A 17,508-nucleotide genomic window follows, 5' to 3' on the forward strand; every position below is an offset into this window, starting at 1 on the left:
GAATTTAATGCCCGATCGTGTGCGGCACTTCGAACGTGCGGAGTGAGCTAAAGTGAACATCATCGATCGCCTCAGAATTGAGAACACTGTTGATCTCTGCTCGGATTAACCCACGGACCGCGCGGCAGTCGGGATCGAGCCATTGATCGCGGTTGGACCGCCGAACGGCGATGTCGATCGCTTCGCCGACGCGGTGGTGCCGCTCGTACAGATAGCTTTCGAAACGGAGGACCTGCTCCTGCGATCCTTGAACGACCGCCGCGGCTTCGAATTCGATGATCTGGACGTTGTCGCGATCACCGGGAACCGGGCCAGTACCCGTGAACTCGTGCTGAAACGAGAAGCTCCCGAGCGGAATCTCGTGCCGCTCAACAGGATCACTCAGTTCGGAAAGGGGCTGCTGATCTGCGGAGGCCTCCGCGCTGATTCGACTGACGATCAGGGCGACGATCACCCCGAGCAGGACCAACCCGACAGCGGTCGCGCCAATCGTGACCGCCAGTTCGGTGAGTGCTTTTCGGGACCGTTCGCGTTCCTCTCGGGCGATGCGGCGATATGGGGCGAGTCGCGCCGCGCGTTTCTCGGGCGAGAAATCGTCCTCGTCAACTGAGGGCACCGGCTGATCCGGCGACGCGGCCGTTGCGACTGCGGCATCCGCGTCGGGTTCTAAGAACTCGGCCGATTCCGATACCTCGGTCGGCTCTGTGAAAACGTCGTCCGCCAATGCCTTTGCTCCCCGGTCGCGATAATCCATGTCCCCTTAAACATGGACCATGACGGGGGCGACGAAACGCTCAGCCTGCGGATTCCGCGAAAATTAACGAAGCCGCAGGCGGTTTATCGAATTCCCGGAACCGGAAAGTCGGCCGTTAACTCGCGAATCGCCTCGCAGATGCGTGCGACGGCATCTTCGTTGTCGACATTTCGCAACACGTCGAGGATCCAACCGCCGACCTGTTGCATTTCCGCCTCTTTCATCCCACGGGTCGTCAGCGCGGCGGAGCCGAAGCGGACGCCGCTCGGGTCCATCGGTTTGCGCGTGTCGTAAGGGATCATATTTTTATTGCAGGTGATTCCGGCACGATCGAGCGCCTCTTCGGCCACTTTTCCGCCGAAGCCGAAGCCGGTGACGTCGCAGAGCATCAGATGGTTGTCGGTCCCGCCCGATGTGAGTTTCAGACCGCCTGCGGTGAGTGTCGCAGCAAGGGCCTGAGCGTTGGCGACGACCTGTTCGACGTACGTGCGGAAGCTCGGTTGGAGGGCTTCCTGAAAACAGATCGCCTTGGCCGCTACGACGTGCATGAGCGGCCCGCCCTGAAGACCGGGAAAGACGTTGCGATCGATGTCTTTCTGATATTCCGATCGGCACAGCACGAATCCCGAACGCGGGCCACGGAGTGTCTTGTGGGATGTTGACGTCACGAAATCGGCGACCTCGGCGGGATTGTTATGAACTCTCGCGGCGACCAGCCCCGAGTAATGCGCCATGTCGACCATCAGCTTCGCACCGACCTCTGATGCGATCTCGGCGAATTTCGGATGATCAATTTCACGGGGATAAGCGCTCGCACCGGCAATAATCAATTTCGGCTTGTGCTCGCGGGCGAGTCGGGCGACCTGGTCAAAGTCGATGCGCTGGTCATCCTCGCGGACACCGTAGTGTACGGCGTTGAAGTATTTGCCCGAAATATTCAGTCTCATGCCGTGCGTGAGATGCCCGCCGTGAGCCAAATCCATCGCCAAAAACGTATCGCCCGGCTCCAAGGCTGTCATGAAGACGGCCATGTTGGCCTGCGAGCCGGCGTGCGGCTGCACGTTCGCATGCTCGGCTGTGAACAATTCTTTCGCGCGATCGCGTGCAAGGTTCTCGATGACGTCGACGTGTTCGCAGCCGCCGTAGTAACGGCGACCGGGGTATCCCTCGGCGTACTTATTGGTAAGGACCGTACCGGCGGCAGCCAGGATCGCCTCACTTGTGTAATTCTCGGAGGCGATCAGTTCCAACCCTTCGACCTGTCGGCGTTGTTCCTCTGAAATCGCTGCGAAAACTGCAGGATCGGCGGCTTCGATCGGGCTGGTGGACTGGTCGAGATTCAATGCGGTGGACATGGTCGATCCCAAGTAGGATTTGCGCTGTATTGGCGGCCGAAGGCGAAACTTCCTGCAAGCGGTGGGGCTTAGATTGATCGCCAAGGCATCACAGTAACTTACCGACGCAAAGTTCGTCCGGAAAGCGGGTCCGATTGTCGCGTTTGGGACTGGGAGGCCATCTGATTAGAATTTCAGCATGGCCGGTCCGCTCTCGACGGCAGGCCGTCACCTGACATCGCTGATCTTAACTATTGGCTTTTCCGCCGCATGTCGATTGAAACTACCACTGAAACTCCCACAGAAGACACCGAGCGGCTCGATGTGCCGAACGCACCATCGTGCGACGAGGAGTTCCTCAGCGGGGAACGTGTCACGTTCACCGGCGTTCTCGCGTCGATGACCCACAGTGACGCGTCTGATTTGGTCGAGCAGCATGGCGGGATCGCCACGCGTCACCTGAGCCGACAGACCACGATCCTGGTGGTCGGCGAAGAGGGTTGGCCGCTGGAGGACGACGGCAGCCCCGCTGTCAAATTTCAGATGACTCAGCAGTGGAATCAATCGGGGGCATCCATTCGCGTGCTCCGTGAATCGGAATGGCTGGCTGCTTTGGGACTGACCGAGCGTAGCCACGATGTGCATCGCGTTTACACGCCGGCCCAGTTGAGCGAAATGCTCGGACTTTCGGTCGCGCTCATTCGTCGTTGGGAGCGAATCGGCCTCGTGCAGCCGGTTCGCCGCGTTCACCGGCTACCCTATTTCGATTTCCACGAGTTGACGCGGCTCAGGCGGCTCAATGAGTTGCTCAACTCCGGAGTTGGACGTGACGAGTTGGAGTCGAGCCTGCGTTCTCTGGCGAGTTGTTTTCCGGACGTCGGCCGCATCCTCGATCAGGTTGACCTGCTCGCCGAGAATTCGAGGCTTGTCTACCGTGACCGCGGCGGGCTGGTGGAATCGGTCAGCCGCCAGAGGCTCCTCGATTTCGATCCTTCGGGGTCCTCCGACGACTCCGAACAGGAAGGCGCCGACGAAGCCTCCGCGGAGACGATCATGTTCGTCCCGCCCGACTCTGCGGGTGGAACCAACGATCCAATATCCTCGCAACAGGCCAATCGGACTGCCCAAGACTGGTTTGAGAACGGGACCGCGTTGCTGGAGCAGGACGACGTCGGTGGAGCGATCGAGTCGTTGCGGCTGGCCCTGATGGCCGACCGAAGCAGGCCCGAATTTCACTTTTCTCTGGCCGATGCACTTTATCGCCACGGCTTGGCCGAAGCAGCCTTGGAGCGGTATTACGCGACGGTCGAAATTGACTCAGAGTACATCGAGGCATGGACGCAAATCGGCTGCCTGCATGTTGAGACGGAGCATTTTGAAGCAGCGCTCTCCGCGTTTCGCATCGCGATATCGATCCACCCTGACTACCCGGATGCGCAACTTCATTTGGCCGAAACGCTCCTTGCGGCTGGAGACATCGCAAAGGCACGCAGGCACTGGGAGCAATACCTCACGCTCGACACCCGCGGCCCTTGGGCCGACTTGGCGCGGCAACGATTGGCCGAAACCGATTCTGATCCCGACGAAGTCGATCCGCACGAGGATGTGTCAGACGAAGCCTTACCGCCCCGCTGAATTGGGTCCCAATGACCGATTTCTCAGTGGCCTCCGGAACAGTCCGGCATTTTATAGGTGCCCGATAAAGATGCGAATCTGGCGTTATTCCATCGAATTCTTGTTTTTCCGCAAATTTTTCCTAACGATTCAAATTAGATGTAACCTTCACCCCTCGTTACATTTACGCTCCGTTTGCCTCACAGGTCTCCACGAGAATATCGGTCCAGTGTCAGATTCTGTCGCCATATATCCTTGCACTATGACACTGCCGTATATTAGTTTTTCTACTAGTTCGGCGGGGCTCGGTGCTGTTGAGTTAGTGACGGCACGAAGGATTGCGGGCCAAATGAGTCGTCTCGCGTGACCTGACGCGAGATTGATGATCGAGACTCCGTCGCCTCAAGGTTGTTTCAGGTCTCGGGGGAAAAGAGGAATGTTGGATTTTGAAACGACGGATCGACCGGCGCTGACAGAACGGCAGCAAAAGATTTATGATTTTGTGCGGGAGAAGATCGTCTCTCGGGGCTATGGCCCGACGGTGCGAGACATCGGTTCTCATTTCGGGATTCGTTCGCCGAACGGCGTGATGTGTCACTTGAAAGCTCTTGAGAAGAAGGGCTTGATCACGCGGGAGCCCGGGAAGTCGCGAGCGATTCAACTGACCGACCCCCCGCTCGGTCGGACCACCCTCCCGCTGGCCGGCCAGATTGCCGCCGGTGTGCCGGTTCTGGCCGAAGAGCAGACTGAGGCCGTCGATTTTGCGGACCTGTTCTCGTCGGACGAACAGTTCTGCCTGAAGGTCAAAGGGGACTCGATGATCGAGGCCCATATTCAGGATGGCGACTTTGTCGTCATTCGAAAGCAGTCGACCGCCCGCAACGGCGACATCGTGGCGGCCATCGTCGATGGCAACGACGCGACGCTGAAGTACTACTACAAAGACGGCAGTAAGTTCCGGCTCGAACCGGCGAACTCCTCGATGAAGCCGATCTTCACCAAAGATTTGGAAATTCGCGGCGTCCTCGTCGGCGTTATTCGGCAGTACTAAGGTATCCCTCTCTGATCTTCTTCGAAGAGAATTCTCCGCCGAAGACTGGTGAGTCAGCTGACAAGCGGCGATCATTGGATCGCCGCTTTTTCTTTCACATAAATTCGTTTCCGTGGCTGTTCTGGGAATTGTTTCCGTGAGTTCTGCCGACGACATGTCGAACAACCACCAATCGAAGAGCTGCCAATCGAGCAACGACCAGTCAGATGCCGATGCCTCGATGAGCCCGCGCCAGCACCTCCTTGAGTTGTCACGCGAAGAGCTTCGAAGCAGGTTCGAACAAGCGTCGATCCGTCGGCATCGCGTCGGGCAATTGCGGCGTTGGGTCTTTGCCGGTCGTGCGCGCGGTTTCGAAGAAATGACCGACCTGCCGGTCGAACTTCGCGAGCAATTGGGGCGTGACTATCAACTGTTCGAGTCGGAGATCGTCGACCATCGGATCGCTTCGGACCGCACCGAAAAACTCTTGCTGAAACTGCGTGACGGCCATCTCATTGAGACGGTCGTGATGCGAGAACCCCGCCGGACGACGGTCTGTATCAGTTCGCAAGTCGGCTGCGCGATGGGTTGCGTGTTCTGCGCCAGCGGCCTGTTGGGCGTCAAACGAAACCTGACCCGCGGAGAGATATTGGAGCAGGTACTGCGCGCTGATCGATTGCTGGATGACGATGAGCGGCTGACCAACCTCGTCGTGATGGGCGTCGGGGAGCCGTTGGCGAATTTGAAGAACCTCGTCCCGGCACTCGAAGAACTCAATGCTTCGGACGGACTCGCGATCGGAGCACGGCGTATCACCGTTTCCACCGTCGGGTTACCCGAGAAGATCATTGAACTTTCACACGTGGGCCCGTCTTGGAATCTGGCGGTTTCGCTGCACGCCCCGAACGATGAACTTCGCTCACAATTGGTGCCCGTCAACAAGTCGACCGGGATTGACGCGATCCTCGCCGCGGCAGACAAATTTTTCGAGAATACCGGACGACGAATCACCTACGAGTACGTGTTGCTCGGCGGAGTGAATGACGGCGTGGAACATGCCCGCGAATTGTCGGCACTTCTGAGTGGGCGGGTCGCCCACGTCAACCTGATTCCGATGAACGGCGTATCGGAGTTGCCGTTCGCGGCCCCGTCGGACCCGCAGACCGACCGCTTTGTCGGCATTCTTCGCGAGGCCGGGGTCGTTGTAACGGTGCGAAAACGCAAGGGGGCCGATATCGATGCGGCCTGCGGTCAACTGCGGCTCAACCGCGAGACCGATTCGCAATTGCCCGTTTTGAACTGACGACCGGCGTCGGTAATTCGGCTTTCATGCGCCGAAACGACAGGTTCGACTTCTGATGCGAAACGGGTTTCGGTAGGCTCGTGCGCGGGACCGGGGTTGACGCTCACCGCGGTCCACGCGTTCGCACGAAATCAAAACTGGTAGGGGTCCGTTTCACGCCGAGCCGACAGGCTGGCGAGTGCGGACCGGTCTACGGCAACGGCGAGAATCATGGAAATTGATCATCGGTACGATGTGATCGTTATCGGAACCGGCCCCGGCGGCGAAGGGGCGGCGATGCAGGCCGTCAAAGAGGGCAAAGATGTTGCCGTCGTCGAGCGCTACATGCGGATCGGCGGGGGTTGTACCCACTGGGGCACGATTCCGAGCAAGGCGTTGCGGTATGCGATCTTCAAGCTGACCGAGTTCAACAAGAATCCACTATTCCGCAACGTCACGGGCGGGTTACACATTACGTTTCCAGAATTGCGCAAAGGAGCCTCCTCGGTCATCGACCAGCAGGTGGCGATGCGGCGGGGCTTTTACGATCGCAACGGCGTCGATGTCCTCAGCGGACACGGGCGATTCCTCGACACAAATACGATTGAAGTTCTCGAGGAAAACGGGATCCGCAAGGTCTGCGCCGCGGACGCTTTCGTGATTGCGACCGGTTCCCGTCCGTTCCGGCATCCGGAAGTCGACTTTAACCACCCTCGCGTCTACGACAGCGATACGATTTTGGGCCTGAACTCAACGCCCCGATCGATCACGATTTTCGGAGCCGGGGTCATCGGTTGCGAGTACGCGTCGATGTTTCGCAACCTGGGTTGCAAGGTGAACTTAGTTAACGGCCGCGACAAACTGCTCGAATTCCTTGATGACGAAATCATCGACGCACTCAGCTACCACCTCCGCGATCGCGGCGTGATTATTCGGCATCGCGAGTCGCTCGATCACGTCGAGCCGCTCGATGACGGGGTGATCACGCACCTGAAGTCGGGGAAAAAATTAAAGACCGATGTCCTGTTGTGGGCGGCGGGGCGACAGGGCAACACCGAAGACCTCGGCCTCGAAAACATCGACATCGAGCCCAATCGCCGCGGGCAGATTGAAATCAACGAGCACATGCAGACCAAGCACGAACACATTTACGCCGTCGGCGATGTGATCGGCGTGCCGTCGCTGGCCTCTGCGGCCTATGTGCAGGGCCGCTTCGCGATGAATCACCTCATCTCACACGAGCCTGACCTGTCGTTGCTCAAAGATATTCCGACCGGAATTTATACCAGTCCCGAGATCAGTTCCCTCGGCCGGACCGAACGCGAATTAACCGAGGCCGGGATCCCTTATGAAGTCGGGCAATCGATGTTTAAGAGTCTCGCCCGTGCTCAGATTACAAACACGACCGTGGGGATGCTGAAAATCCTGTTCCATCGGGATACGCTCGAACTACTCGGCATTCACTGTTTCGGACAGAACGCGTCAGAGATCATTCACATCGGCCAGGCAATCATGTCGCAGGAGGGCTCGGCAAATTCGCTCGAGTACTTCATGAATACGACGTTCAACTACCCGACAATGGCCGAGGCTTACCGCGTCGCGGCTCTTAATGGATACAACCGGCTGTTTTGATGTCTGCTTGAGTCGCGAGATCGACCCTAAACCGTCCGGTTGCCGGCTTCGATACTCCTACGACCCAGTCGGCGGACGATCGTCGCTTCGAACGGTTTGTTGAGGCAACCGTAGTAGCCGGCTAAGGTGCGAAATTGATCGCCCGCTGCACCGCTGCTCTTGTCGCTTCTTGCCAGCGCACAACCGGCCAAGAACCCCGCTCCGATGAAATCGCCGGTGCAACGCGAGTCAATTGCCGCGTTCTCCAATCGGCAGAGCATCCGGTCATCGGTCGATGCTGTGTTCGCCCGCATCGCAGCGGCGAGTGCCTGTTGACGGTGGGAGCGAGCGATCGCCCGCTGCCCGTGAGTGATCGCGATCTCAGCCGAAGCCGTTTCACAGTCGCACACGTCCCGCCAGTGCCCTGCCCGCTTGGCGTTATCAGCTCGATCACGAATGATCGCCGCGGATCGATTCGCAAGAAAGTGCGAGCGAGCTATAGCGTGGATCGCGGCCAAGAATGAACGGGAGCCGCAATGGCGCAGGTCGGTCGATTGAAGCAAGGCCTACTCTCAGTCTAAGAAGCCGAAAACCGGCTCATGCGACTGGGTGTAGTGCTGTGGATGCTGTTGAGAGACCGCTCATACAAGATGATTGGTGGGACCGGGGGTCGTCAACCATTATTTCGAGTGATCATCATTTCTAACGAGGGCGACCCTCAGGCCGAACGAATCTGTCACTTCCGGACAGTTGGCAATGCCAAATTGGCACTCCCCTTCCCGTATGCAGAGTGCCGATTCCCCGTTTTGACAGTCCGATTTCGGGGCGGGTTCCGTAACCTCTTTCCAATAAACAACCTATCGCAATTCACCGCAACCGGCACCGCTCTTGCTTCACCTTGTGGCGACAGCACCCGGGCTGCCACTCTATAGGTACAGAGGCGGCCCGTTCGATTTGAGAGTACCGTACGGGAGAGAGCGCACATGCCTGCCACGGCAACCAAGACCAAGATTGTTCCCCTCGGCGACCGCGTTGTCGTGAAGCGAGCCGAAGCCGAATCGACCACCGCCGGCGGGATCGTCCTGCCCGACTCCGCCAAGGATAAGCCGCAGCGTGGCGAAGTCGTTGCGATCGGCGATGGTCACGTCAAGAGTGACGGCACCAAGGTCGCGCTGACTGTCAAAGAAGGCGACAGCGTCATCTTCAGCAGTTACGCCGGCGACGATATCACGATCGGCGACGAAGAATATCTGCTGCTCCGCGAGAGCGACATTCTCGCGACGTTCTGAGTTTTGATCCGTTCACTCCACGTTCAGTTTTAATTCCATCGTTGCGCGGACTGACGCGCAACCGACCGTTCAAATTTCGGGAGAGTAATTCATGGCTAAGATGATCGCCTTCGACCAGGAGGCTCAGGAAGCAATGCGGCGCGGCATCAGCAAACTGGCCCGCGCCGTGAAAGTGACGCTCGGCCCCAAGGGCCGCAACGTCATCATCGAGAAGTCCTTCGGCTCACCGACCGTGACCAAGGATGGCGTCACCGTCGCCAAGGAAATCGAGCTTGGCGACAAATTCGAGGACATGGGCGCCCGGATGGTTAAAGAGGTCGCGAGCAAGACCTCTGACAACGCCGGCGACGGCACCACCACCGCGACTGTGATGGCCGAGGCGATTTACAACGAAGGCCTGAAGGCGGTCGTCGCCGGGGTCAGCCCAATCGAGATGAAGCGCGGCATGGACAAGGCCGTGGCTGACATCGTCGACAAGCTCCACAGCCTCGCAACGGAATGCAAGAATAAGAAGGCGATCGCCCAAGTCGGTACGGTCGCCGCCAATGGCGACAGTGAGATCGGCCGCATCCTCTCCGAAGCGATGGAGCAGGTCGGTAAAGACGGCGTGATCACCGTCGAAGAGGGCAAGAGCCTGCACACCGACTTCGAAGTCGTCGAAGGGATGCAGTTCGACCGCGGCTACCTGTCGCCCTACTTCGCGACCGACCGGCAGTCGATGGAAGCCGTTCTCGAAGACTGCTACGTGCTGGTCCACGAGAAGAAGATCTCAAATATTAAGGACCTCGTGCCGATCCTCGAGAAGGTCGTGCAAAGCGGTAAGCCGCTGCTCATCATTGCCGAAGACATTGAAGGTGAAGCCCTCGCGACACTCGTCATCAACAACCTCCGCGGCACATTCAAGTGCGTTGCCGTGAAAGCTCCGGGATACGGCGATCGCCGCAAGGCGATGCTGCAGGACATCGCCATCATGGTCGGCGGCACGGCCATCTTTGAAGACCTCGGCATTAAGCTCGACAATCTGCAACTCTCCGACCTTGGCACTTCCAAGAAGGCGATCATCGCCAAGGACGACACGACGATCATCGAAGGCGGCGGTAAGACATCGGAAATCAAGTCTCGCATCGAGCAGATTCGCCGCGAGATCGAAGGCAGCAGCAGCGATTACGATCGTGAAAAGCTTGAAGAACGTGTCGCGAAGCTCGCCGGCGGTGTCGCTCAGGTCAACGTCGGTGCGGCGACCGAGAGCGAAATGAAAGAGAAGAAAGCCCGCGTCGAAGACGCCCTGCACGCCACTCGTGCGGCGGTCGAAGAAGGCATTCTTCCCGGTGGCGGCGTTGCCCTGCTCCGTGCTTCCGGTGAAGTGAAAGCCCCCGGCAAGTCGACCCACGACTTCGGCGTCGGCTACAACATCATCATTCGCGCCTGCCGGGCACCAATTACGCAGATCGCCAACAACGCCGGCGAAGATGGCAGCGTGATCTGCGAACGGGTCCTCGAACGCACCGGCAACGAAGGTTACAACGCAGCCACCGATAAGTTCGAAGATCTGGTCAAAGCCGGTATCATCGACCCGACCAAGGTCACTCGCACCGCCCTGCAAAATGCGGCCAGCGTCAGCACTCTATTGCTGACCAGCGACGCCCTGATCGCCGAAAAGCCGAAAGACGAAAAAGGCAAAGGCGGCCAAGGCGGCATGGAAGACGAAGAGATGTATTAAGCCGGACGACGCTGCTGAATAGAGCAGCGATTCGGACGATCTCGACGACTTAAAAGAGCCGCGGCACTTCACAGTGCCGCGGCCTTTTCGTTTTGAGATCAAGATGGAATCGTCGGGTGCGATGCGTCGCCGTTAGATGACAGCGTCCGATGGGGCCGTGCCATCGATAAAACGGGCAATGGCTCTCTCAGACATCGCCGCTGTCGGACACGGTTCAATTCCCGTCGCCGAACGCGTAACGCAGCGTTGTTTCGTTGAACTGCTGCGGGACCTCGCCCTCGGCCGCGTATTCATACAGTGCCGCGATCACGATCGCGTTCAGAGTTGCCGAGATCAGTCCGATCAAAATTAGGAGCAAGACGGCGAGGATCACGGCACCAACCAGCAATGTCCCGGGGCCTGCGAGAATTCCGACGGCGATCGGAATCGCGATGACGAACAGGCACGCGAAGAAGGTCATCAGGCCGATGCCGATGTTGGCGGTGATCGCTTCGCCCCAAGTCTCGCGAACAACCGAGACGGAACGCTTCACGGCTTCGATCGGCCCCAGCTTCTCCACGACTAATACGGGAACGACGAAATAGGTCAGGATGCCCCATGTTGCCCCCAGGATGCCCGCGATAATTCGACCGGCCTGCTCTGAGCGACCTTCGATGATTTTCAGCACAAAGCCCACGCTCGCAGCGACGAACGCCCACGCGGCGATCTGCGGCAATCGACTGGTCGCCGCCCGCAAACCGGTCATGATGGTCGGGTCACCGCCATGAAAGCGATAAATCGCGCAGGACACCAAGGCCGCATTGAAGAACGTGATCACGAAAAAATTGACGTAGTAGAACGCGAACAGAATCACGTACGCGATCGGGTCATCCTTAAGCGCGGCCGCTTCTTCGGTGGCATTACCGGCCATTACTACGTCGGCATAGCCGAGGCCCCACAACGGCAAAGCGAAGCTCACCAGCACGGCCGTCAGGCTCAACCCGGAAAGCGCGGGGAATATGAGCAGTTCTTTATCGAGCGCGATCACCCGCAAGGACTGGCGAGCGATGTCGATTCCGTTTGTGATAGTGCGGAACACACTTCCCTCCCCCGATCAAAATTGGTGATATCATCAATCCGAACTTCAGTTCGGCGCGGTACTCACTTTGGCGCCGGACTGGATTTGGCACAGTGACAGACCTGTCGCCCGATCACAATCGAAGAGGGAATGCGTTAAGTGACAGCGGATCATCAATCGCTTAGCACAATCAAACAGGGTTTTCCTGATGACGCCTTCGCCCGATTCTTGAATGATCTTCCACTCCAATGCCGTTTTAAGAGGAACACCTATGGCAACCACCACACACGACGATGAGACCCATTCGGTACCCATCGGCTATCTCTGCTGGGCCCTCGGTTTTTTTGGAAACTTTGGTGCTCATCGCTTCTACTACGGCAGGCCAATTACGGGGATCATCTGGTCGCTCACGTTCGGCTTGCTACTCATCGGCTGGATTATTGATTTCTTCCTGATCCCCGGGATGGATGAGAAGGCCGACGGGGAATATACGCGTGGGCCGTTCGACTACACCATTGCCTGGGCCCTGCTCTCGTTCCCGCTTAGTGGCGTATTCGGATTGCACCGCTTTTATCTGGGTAAATGGATCACCGGGATCATTTGGCTTCTGACCGGAGGACTCTTCCTCGTCGGATTCTTCTACGACCTGTGTACTTTGAATGAGCAGGTCGACGCGAAGAATCGTGACGCTGTCGGTGCCGCGTAAGCCCGGTCGAACACGCTCGTGGCGGTATCCCCCAATCTACGCGAGGTCGGCCGTCGCCAAGTGCATCGCGATGTCGCAGGCGGTGGCGAATTCACCGAGGTCGAGAAATTCGTCGACGGTGTGAATGTTGTGCTGACCGCAACCGAACGTCGCCGTCGGCTGGCCGTGCGCGTTCATCCAATTCGCATCGAGCCCACCGTTACCGATGACAAACTCAGGTTCGAGCCCGACGGCTCGAACCGCATTTGTGGCGGACTGCACAACCTTATCGCCCGGCGACAGCCGGAACGATTCGTATTTGAGTTCCGTGTTGAATTCGAATTTGCCGACGGCCCGCTCATGATTCTGAACGACCGCCACGGCTCGCTCGAAGGCGGCGCGATATTCATCGACGATGCGCTGTCGGAATGTGTGCGAGTGACTCCGCGCTTCGGCGCGAATCGAGAGTTGCGGCATCACGACGTTTGTCGCGCTTCCGCCGATAACGCTGCCCACGTTACTGGTGCCGCGCTCTTCTCCTTTTTCAATTAAGCCCAGCCAGCCATTCGCTTGCAGATCGGCGATAGCGACCGCGGCGACCGTTGCGGCGTTAATCCCCCGTTCAGGATGCACGCCGGCATGACTGGCCACACCTTCGATATCGATATTAATCGCCACATCACCGGTCGCACCGATGATAATCTCACGCGGGTCACGGCCATCAAAATTGAAGCATTGCGCTGGTCGCCCCAGCGCAGACGTGCTGAGATAGCGGCAGCCGCGCAGGCCGATTTCTTCCTGTACGCAAAACAGCAGCGTTAAAGGCGGATAATCGGCGTCGGTGTTTAGCAGTTGAGTTGCCGTGTGAAGCACGACGGCGACCCCGGCACGATCATCGGCCCCGAGCGCCGTTGTCGGATGCTTGGGATAAATTTTCGTACCACGACGCACCGGCACGGCGCCGTCGGCCAACGGGACGGTGTCGAGGTGGGCCATCAGCAGCCGTCGGCTCCCGCGCCTGCGACCGGGAAGCTTGACGATGAGATTGCCGGTCTCACCTCGAAAGGGGCTTTTTCGGTTCGCCGTATCGTGGCGAATAGCCGCGGGGGGACATCCGGCGTCGAGTAGCCTTTTCTCGACGAAAGCAGCGACCGCGGCCTCGCGGCCGCTCGTCCCCGAAATGCGTAGCAATTCGAGGACGAGCGATTCGGCTCTATCAACTTGCCGTTTCTTCACGGCTGAGCCTCGCCTGCGGAACCTGTGATTCCGAAATCCAAACCGTCCTTACTTTAAGACGTAAGCACCGGTCTTGTCGTTGCGGTCGATCTCTCCACCCCGCTTGAGGTGATAGAGCGTCTGATAAAGGACGGTCTTGAAGTCGGCTGACTTCGACTTGTAGCCCTCTTTCTGAACGGCATCCATCATCTCGTTGAGATCGAGACCCTTCTTGTTCTTCGCCAGAATGTCGAGGATGTAATCCTTGAGCGACTTGGTGTTGCGGGCACGGCGGCCGCCACTCGACTTCTTCTTTTTGACCGACTTTTTCTTTTTCGGCGTCGAAGTAGCAGCTTTCGACTTCTTCGGTCGACCGGGCGACTTCTTCTTGCCACCGGCGAGATCGGCGATTTCCTGATCGACGGCGGACAGTTCTTCGAGCAACTTCGCCCGCTTCTCTTCGAGGTCGGTCACTGCCGAGCGACGGTCCTCCAAGAGTTCTTCCAGTTCAGCGACCGTCATGTCTTTTGATTTAGCCATCTTTGTCATTCTCCAGCGGTTTCAATTTCGTTCGCACCATCCGGAGCGCGAACCCCCCCAATTACTTTCAATGAGCACGTTATATCGCCGTCTGAAATTGAACTTCAATCCTATGACGGCATTGAAACCGGATTTCCTTGTAAATATTACACTTTCATGCGGCATTTATGGCCGTTTCTTAAGGCTTGACCATCAAAGTGAGTACCGTCGAAGTGCTTTTTGAGCGGAATGTAAAAATGACAACTTCATTGAGGCGCGCCACTGCCGCAAAAATTTTCGTATTTGAACTTGATCCCAATGTCTGGCATATCACTCGCTGCCTATGCGTACGAAAGGCGAATCTTTGATCTTCTCAAAGCTGACGAAATTACTTTTCAACGCATGTGTCGTCTCTAATGCCTGATTAATGGACGAACGAACCGCAGGTGAGGTTCAATTTTCGGGTTTCGATCAAACGATGGTATCAAATTTCAGTCGATCGGACTGATTTTGCTTTTTAACAGCAGCGGTGTCTCCGTGTGGATGAGGCGAAGTCACTCAATGCCGCAGGACTGCGAATCTATTGTCAGCTCAGAGCGTTTCTACTAACTTGCCGCGCTCCACTTCGCAGACGTCAACAATCGTCTGAATCGCCTCCCATGAGGCTCGCCACAGACGCCCGCCATGACAAACCGCCTTTCTCGGGGCGTACGCTCATTCGTGACTGCCTGTGTGCTGCTCGTCCTAACGGCGATTGCGGCCGAGATCGGCTTGCGCATCAAAGACGACTACAAAACCGCCACAGCCTCGCCCGTCGAACTGGCCGAGCGGCTTACCGTTCCCTGCTGGCGGACTGTGCGAACGCTCCGCCCGCTGGCGGAACGTGAAACACTCGACCCCGATCGCGGGGTGCGAATTACGGTGCGGATCAACAGCCTCGGTTTAAGGGGTGAAGAGCCGCAGATTCCTAAATCCCCGGGAACGTTCCGCATTCTGTTGCTGGGCGACGAAACGTTTTTCGGCCCTTATTTAGCGGAAGCAGATACTGTTGCGGCACGGTTGGAATCGCTCTTAGGTAGTCGAACCGACTTGCAGGTGGAGGTCGTCAATGCCGCCGTCCCTGGAGACTGCCCGCTGTTGTCGACATTGCGAGTCAAGGGCACGTTACTCTCGCTCGATCCCGATTTAATCGTTCAACATTTCGACATTTCCGATATTGCAGAATCGGCTGAGTATCGACGGCGGACGCGGCTCGATGAAGCCGGGCGGGCGCTGGCGTGCCCGTCAGCGACTTTGGAGTCCGGCCGGCATCTGCTCTGGTTCGAAGAACTCAAATTGACGGCTGCGGCGACATCAATGCTGTCGCGGTTCTTTGAACCTCCTGCAACCGATGCTGAACCGAATCGATCGATGGGGCTGAGCTGGCCGGACGATCCCGCACAGGGAGAACTGATTCGCTTGGAGCAAGCCCTTGCCCCTCTAACCGAATTGCGTCAGATCGCCGACGGAACCTATTCGAAATTCTTGGTTTCGACCTGTCCACAACCATGGCAGGTCTCACCGACCGCCAGCAGCGGACCGTCTGTCCGAGAGGCCGCGGGGGTTCAAGCGGGACAGCATTATCTCAGCCGGTCCGTGTTTGACCGCGTCGCGGCCTACACAACCGAGCACTCGATCGCTTGGTGCGACGCCGTACCATATTTTGAAGACTACTCCGCGCCGGACGTGCTGTTTTTCAAAAACTCGGTCGGACTATCACCGCGCGGCGCCGAACTTTACGCCCGCGTTTTAGCCAAACGGATCATGGAAGAGACGCCATACGTCTGGCGGAAGGTCAGTGGTCCGGGTGAAAATATTCCGCGGGCGGCCGACCGTCGGGCCGAGACGCATTCGCACGATGGAACGTGGTTCGAGTAAGCGGGGTGAGTGGATTATATAACGCTGCGAAGCCATTCCCGGCTTCACCTTTAATCTCAAAGCTCTGTCGGTCTTGACACGGCAGGCCGACCAGTTGTCGAAACTGACCCGGTTATGTTCGAATCAATATCCAGCGCTGCCGGGCGAACTGTATCAACCCTGAAATTTTCCATACCCGGTCGCCAAAGCTGAAACCTGTACTTGAACTTCAGCGGCGAAAAAGGCGAGTAGATGACACCCTACGAAAGTGCACGCAAGTACTTTTTCGATGCGGCCGAGTTGATGGACCTGTCGAGCAATATGCAGAAGCTCCTGCTATTGCCAGAACGAGAGTTAAAAGTCCAAGTGGCGTTCGAGCGGGACAACGGCGAGATCGCCACGCTGGTCGGTTATCGGATTCAGCACAACAGCGCCCGAGGTCCGATGAAGGGCGGCCTTCGATTTCATCACGAGGTTGATGAAAACGAAGTCCGAGCCCTCGCGACATTGATGACGTGGAAAACAGCGATCGTCAATATCCCCTATGGTGGGGCGAAGGGGGGCGTTGCCGTCAACGTCGCAGATCTCGCACAAGGCGAATTGGAGGCACTCACGCGACGGTTCGTCGATGAAATTCACGATGTCATCGGCCCCGATAAAGACATTCCCGCACCCGACATGGGGACCAATGCCCAAGTGATGGCGTGGATTATGAACCAATACGGTAAGTACCACGGTTTCAATCCCGCTTGCGTCACAGGCAAACCGGTCGAAATGCACGGCGCCGACGGTCGCGAAGAAGCGACCGGTCGCGGCGTCGTCGCGACGACGCGAGCGCTGCTCGATCGGGTCGGTCGTCCGGTCAGCGAAACGAGTTTCGCAATCCAAGGCTTCGGGAATGTCGGTAGTCACACCGCCCGATTTCTTCAGAAGTCTGGCGGAAAAGTGTGCGGAGTGACCGATGCCGTAGGCGGAGTGTGGAATCCCGACGGCCTTGATATCAAGAAGCTCGTCGAATTCGCTGTCGAGAACGGGACGGTGGAGGGCTTTTCCGACGCGGAACCGATCTCGAACGATGAATTGCTCATCTCCGACGTCGACGTGCTGATTCCGGCGGCGATCGGCAATGTGCTGTCTCGTCACAACGCGCGGGACGTGCGGGCCAAATTCATTGTGGAAGCGGCCAACAGCCCCACGACCCCCGAGGCCGACGACATTTTTCACGAACGGGAGATTCTCGTTGTGCCCGACGTATTGGCCAATGCCGGAGGCGTGACGGTGAGCTACTTCGAGTGGGTCCAGAATCGCCAGCACTTTAAGTGGGAAATCAGCCGAGTCCGCAATGAACTCGACCGAATTATGATCGAGAGTTTCGATAAGGTCTGGTCGCTCGCGGAACGCCGCCACGTGCCGCTGCGGCTCGCATCATACCTGCTCGGCATCGGCCGGGTTGGTCGTGCGACGGTCCTCGGCGGAATCTGATCCCGGTTTTCGCAACGGCG

Annotated in this window: 15 protein-coding genes; 9 read left to right on the plus strand and 6 right to left on the minus strand. The window is 57.9% G+C overall.

The window, feature by feature from the left end; genetic code table 11:
- Positions 1 to 4 precede the first annotated feature (4 nt).
- Positions 5 to 754: a hypothetical protein gene (locus Pan189_RS17360; protein ID WP_145365350.1), complete on the minus strand. Its 750-nt coding sequence runs from the start codon at positions 752 to 754 to the stop codon at positions 5 to 7.
- Positions 755 to 837: 83 nt separating this feature from the next.
- Positions 838 to 2,109 carry a serine hydroxymethyltransferase gene (gene glyA, locus Pan189_RS17365; protein ID WP_145365351.1) on the minus strand — a complete coding sequence of 424 codons (1,272 nt, stop codon included), beginning with the start codon at positions 2,107 to 2,109 and terminating at the stop codon, positions 838 to 840.
- Between the two features lie 249 nt (positions 2,110 to 2,358).
- Here glyA and Pan189_RS17370 point away from each other — a divergent pair, with 249 nt between their 5' ends.
- The 4 genes from Pan189_RS17370 (at position 2,359) to sthA (ending at position 7,646) form a co-directional block, all read left to right on the plus strand.
- Entirely contained in the window at positions 2,359 to 3,723 is a 1,365-nt protein-coding gene (locus Pan189_RS17370) for a tetratricopeptide repeat protein (RefSeq protein ID WP_145365352.1), read from the plus strand.
- Positions 3,724 to 4,138: 415 nt separating this feature from the next.
- The gene (gene lexA, locus Pan189_RS17375) at positions 4,139 to 4,753 is read left to right on the plus strand and encodes a transcriptional repressor LexA (RefSeq protein WP_145365353.1); all 615 of its coding nucleotides are present in this window, start codon (positions 4,139 to 4,141) and stop codon (positions 4,751 to 4,753) included.
- 136 nt (positions 4,754 to 4,889) lie between these two features.
- The gene (rlmN, locus tag Pan189_RS17380) at positions 4,890 to 6,035 is read left to right on the plus strand and encodes a dual-specificity RNA methyltransferase RlmN (protein ID WP_310820711.1); all 1,146 of its coding nucleotides are present in this window, start codon (positions 4,890 to 4,892) and stop codon (positions 6,033 to 6,035) included.
- 210 nt (positions 6,036 to 6,245) lie between these two features.
- Positions 6,246 to 7,646 carry a Si-specific NAD(P)(+) transhydrogenase gene (gene sthA, locus Pan189_RS17385; RefSeq protein WP_145365354.1) on the plus strand — a complete coding sequence of 467 codons (1,401 nt, stop codon included), beginning with the start codon at positions 6,246 to 6,248 and terminating at the stop codon, positions 7,644 to 7,646.
- A gap of 26 nt (positions 7,647 to 7,672) precedes the next feature.
- On the opposite strand, the gene Pan189_RS17390 is transcribed toward sthA, so the two are convergent.
- Positions 7,673 to 8,188 carry a hypothetical protein gene (locus Pan189_RS17390; RefSeq protein WP_145365355.1) on the minus strand — a complete coding sequence of 172 codons (516 nt, stop codon included), beginning with the start codon at positions 8,186 to 8,188 and terminating at the stop codon, positions 7,673 to 7,675.
- 420 nt (positions 8,189 to 8,608) lie between these two features.
- On the opposite strand from Pan189_RS17390, the gene groES reads away from it, so the two are divergent.
- Together groES and groL are read left to right on the plus strand one after the other, a co-directional pair.
- Positions 8,609 to 8,914, plus strand: a complete 306-nt coding sequence (groES, locus tag Pan189_RS17395; protein WP_145365356.1) for a co-chaperone GroES — start codon at positions 8,609 to 8,611, stop codon at positions 8,912 to 8,914.
- Between the two features lie 91 nt (positions 8,915 to 9,005).
- Complete coding sequence (gene groL / locus Pan189_RS17400) at positions 9,006 to 10,634, plus strand: chaperonin GroEL (protein ID WP_145365357.1); 1,629 nt, start codon at positions 9,006 to 9,008, stop codon at positions 10,632 to 10,634.
- 214 nt (positions 10,635 to 10,848) lie between these two features.
- Here the strand turns inward: groL and Pan189_RS17405 are convergent, their stop codons facing one another.
- Positions 10,849 to 11,712: a DUF6159 family protein gene (locus Pan189_RS17405; protein ID WP_145365358.1), complete on the minus strand. Its 864-nt coding sequence runs from the start codon at positions 11,710 to 11,712 to the stop codon at positions 10,849 to 10,851.
- Between the two features lie 250 nt (positions 11,713 to 11,962).
- On the opposite strand from Pan189_RS17405, the gene Pan189_RS17410 reads away from it, so the two are divergent.
- Positions 11,963 to 12,397, plus strand: a complete 435-nt coding sequence (locus tag Pan189_RS17410) for a TM2 domain-containing protein (protein ID WP_145365359.1) — start codon at positions 11,963 to 11,965, stop codon at positions 12,395 to 12,397.
- Between the two features lie 36 nt (positions 12,398 to 12,433).
- On the opposite strand, the gene Pan189_RS17415 is transcribed toward Pan189_RS17410, so the two are convergent.
- A complete protein-coding gene (locus tag Pan189_RS17415; RefSeq protein WP_145365360.1) occupies positions 12,434 to 13,612 on the minus strand; it encodes a M20/M25/M40 family metallo-hydrolase in 1,179 nt (392 codons plus the stop codon).
- A gap of 48 nt (positions 13,613 to 13,660) precedes the next feature.
- A complete protein-coding gene (locus tag Pan189_RS17420) occupies positions 13,661 to 14,131 on the minus strand; it encodes a hypothetical protein (protein ID WP_145365361.1) in 471 nt (156 codons plus the stop codon).
- A 663-nt stretch (positions 14,132 to 14,794) separates the two neighbouring features.
- Here Pan189_RS17420 and Pan189_RS17425 point away from each other — a divergent pair.
- Positions 14,795 to 16,027, plus strand: coding sequence for an SGNH/GDSL hydrolase family protein (locus Pan189_RS17425; protein WP_145365362.1), 1,233 nt, complete (start codon positions 14,795 to 14,797; stop codon positions 16,025 to 16,027).
- Between the two features lie 231 nt (positions 16,028 to 16,258).
- The gene (locus Pan189_RS17430; protein ID WP_145365363.1) at positions 16,259 to 17,488 is read left to right on the plus strand and encodes a Glu/Leu/Phe/Val family dehydrogenase; all 1,230 of its coding nucleotides are present in this window, start codon (positions 16,259 to 16,261) and stop codon (positions 17,486 to 17,488) included.
- Positions 17,489 to 17,508 lie beyond the last annotated feature (20 nt).

The organism is Stratiformator vulcanicus, from assembly GCF_007744515.1.
Lineage (GTDB): Bacteria > Planctomycetota > Planctomycetia > Planctomycetales > Planctomycetaceae > Stratiformator > Stratiformator vulcanicus.

Coding starts and splice junctions, on each gene's coding strand:
- lexA (WP_145365353.1), top strand. CDS start 4,139: ATGTTGGATTTTGAAACGACGGATCGACCGGCGCTGACAGAACGGCAG.
- Pan189_RS17370 (WP_145365352.1), top strand. CDS start 2,359: ATGTCGATTGAAACTACCACTGAAACTCCCACAGAAGACACCGAGCGG.
- Pan189_RS17425 (WP_145365362.1), top strand. CDS start 14,795: ATGACAAACCGCCTTTCTCGGGGCGTACGCTCATTCGTGACTGCCTGT.
- Pan189_RS17360 (WP_145365350.1), bottom strand. CDS start 754: ATGGATTATCGCGACCGGGGAGCAAAGGCATTGGCGGACGACGTTTTC.
- sthA (WP_145365354.1), top strand. CDS start 6,246: ATGGAAATTGATCATCGGTACGATGTGATCGTTATCGGAACCGGCCCC.
- groES (WP_145365356.1), top strand. CDS start 8,609: ATGCCTGCCACGGCAACCAAGACCAAGATTGTTCCCCTCGGCGACCGC.
- glyA (WP_145365351.1), bottom strand. CDS start 2,109: ATGTCCACCGCATTGAATCTCGACCAGTCCACCAGCCCGATCGAAGCC.
- Pan189_RS17410 (WP_145365359.1), top strand. CDS start 11,963: ATGGCAACCACCACACACGACGATGAGACCCATTCGGTACCCATCGGC.
- groL (WP_145365357.1), top strand. CDS start 9,006: ATGGCTAAGATGATCGCCTTCGACCAGGAGGCTCAGGAAGCAATGCGG.
- Pan189_RS17430 (WP_145365363.1), top strand. CDS start 16,259: ATGACACCCTACGAAAGTGCACGCAAGTACTTTTTCGATGCGGCCGAG.
- Pan189_RS17420 (WP_145365361.1), bottom strand. CDS start 14,131: ATGGCTAAATCAAAAGACATGACGGTCGCTGAACTGGAAGAACTCTTG.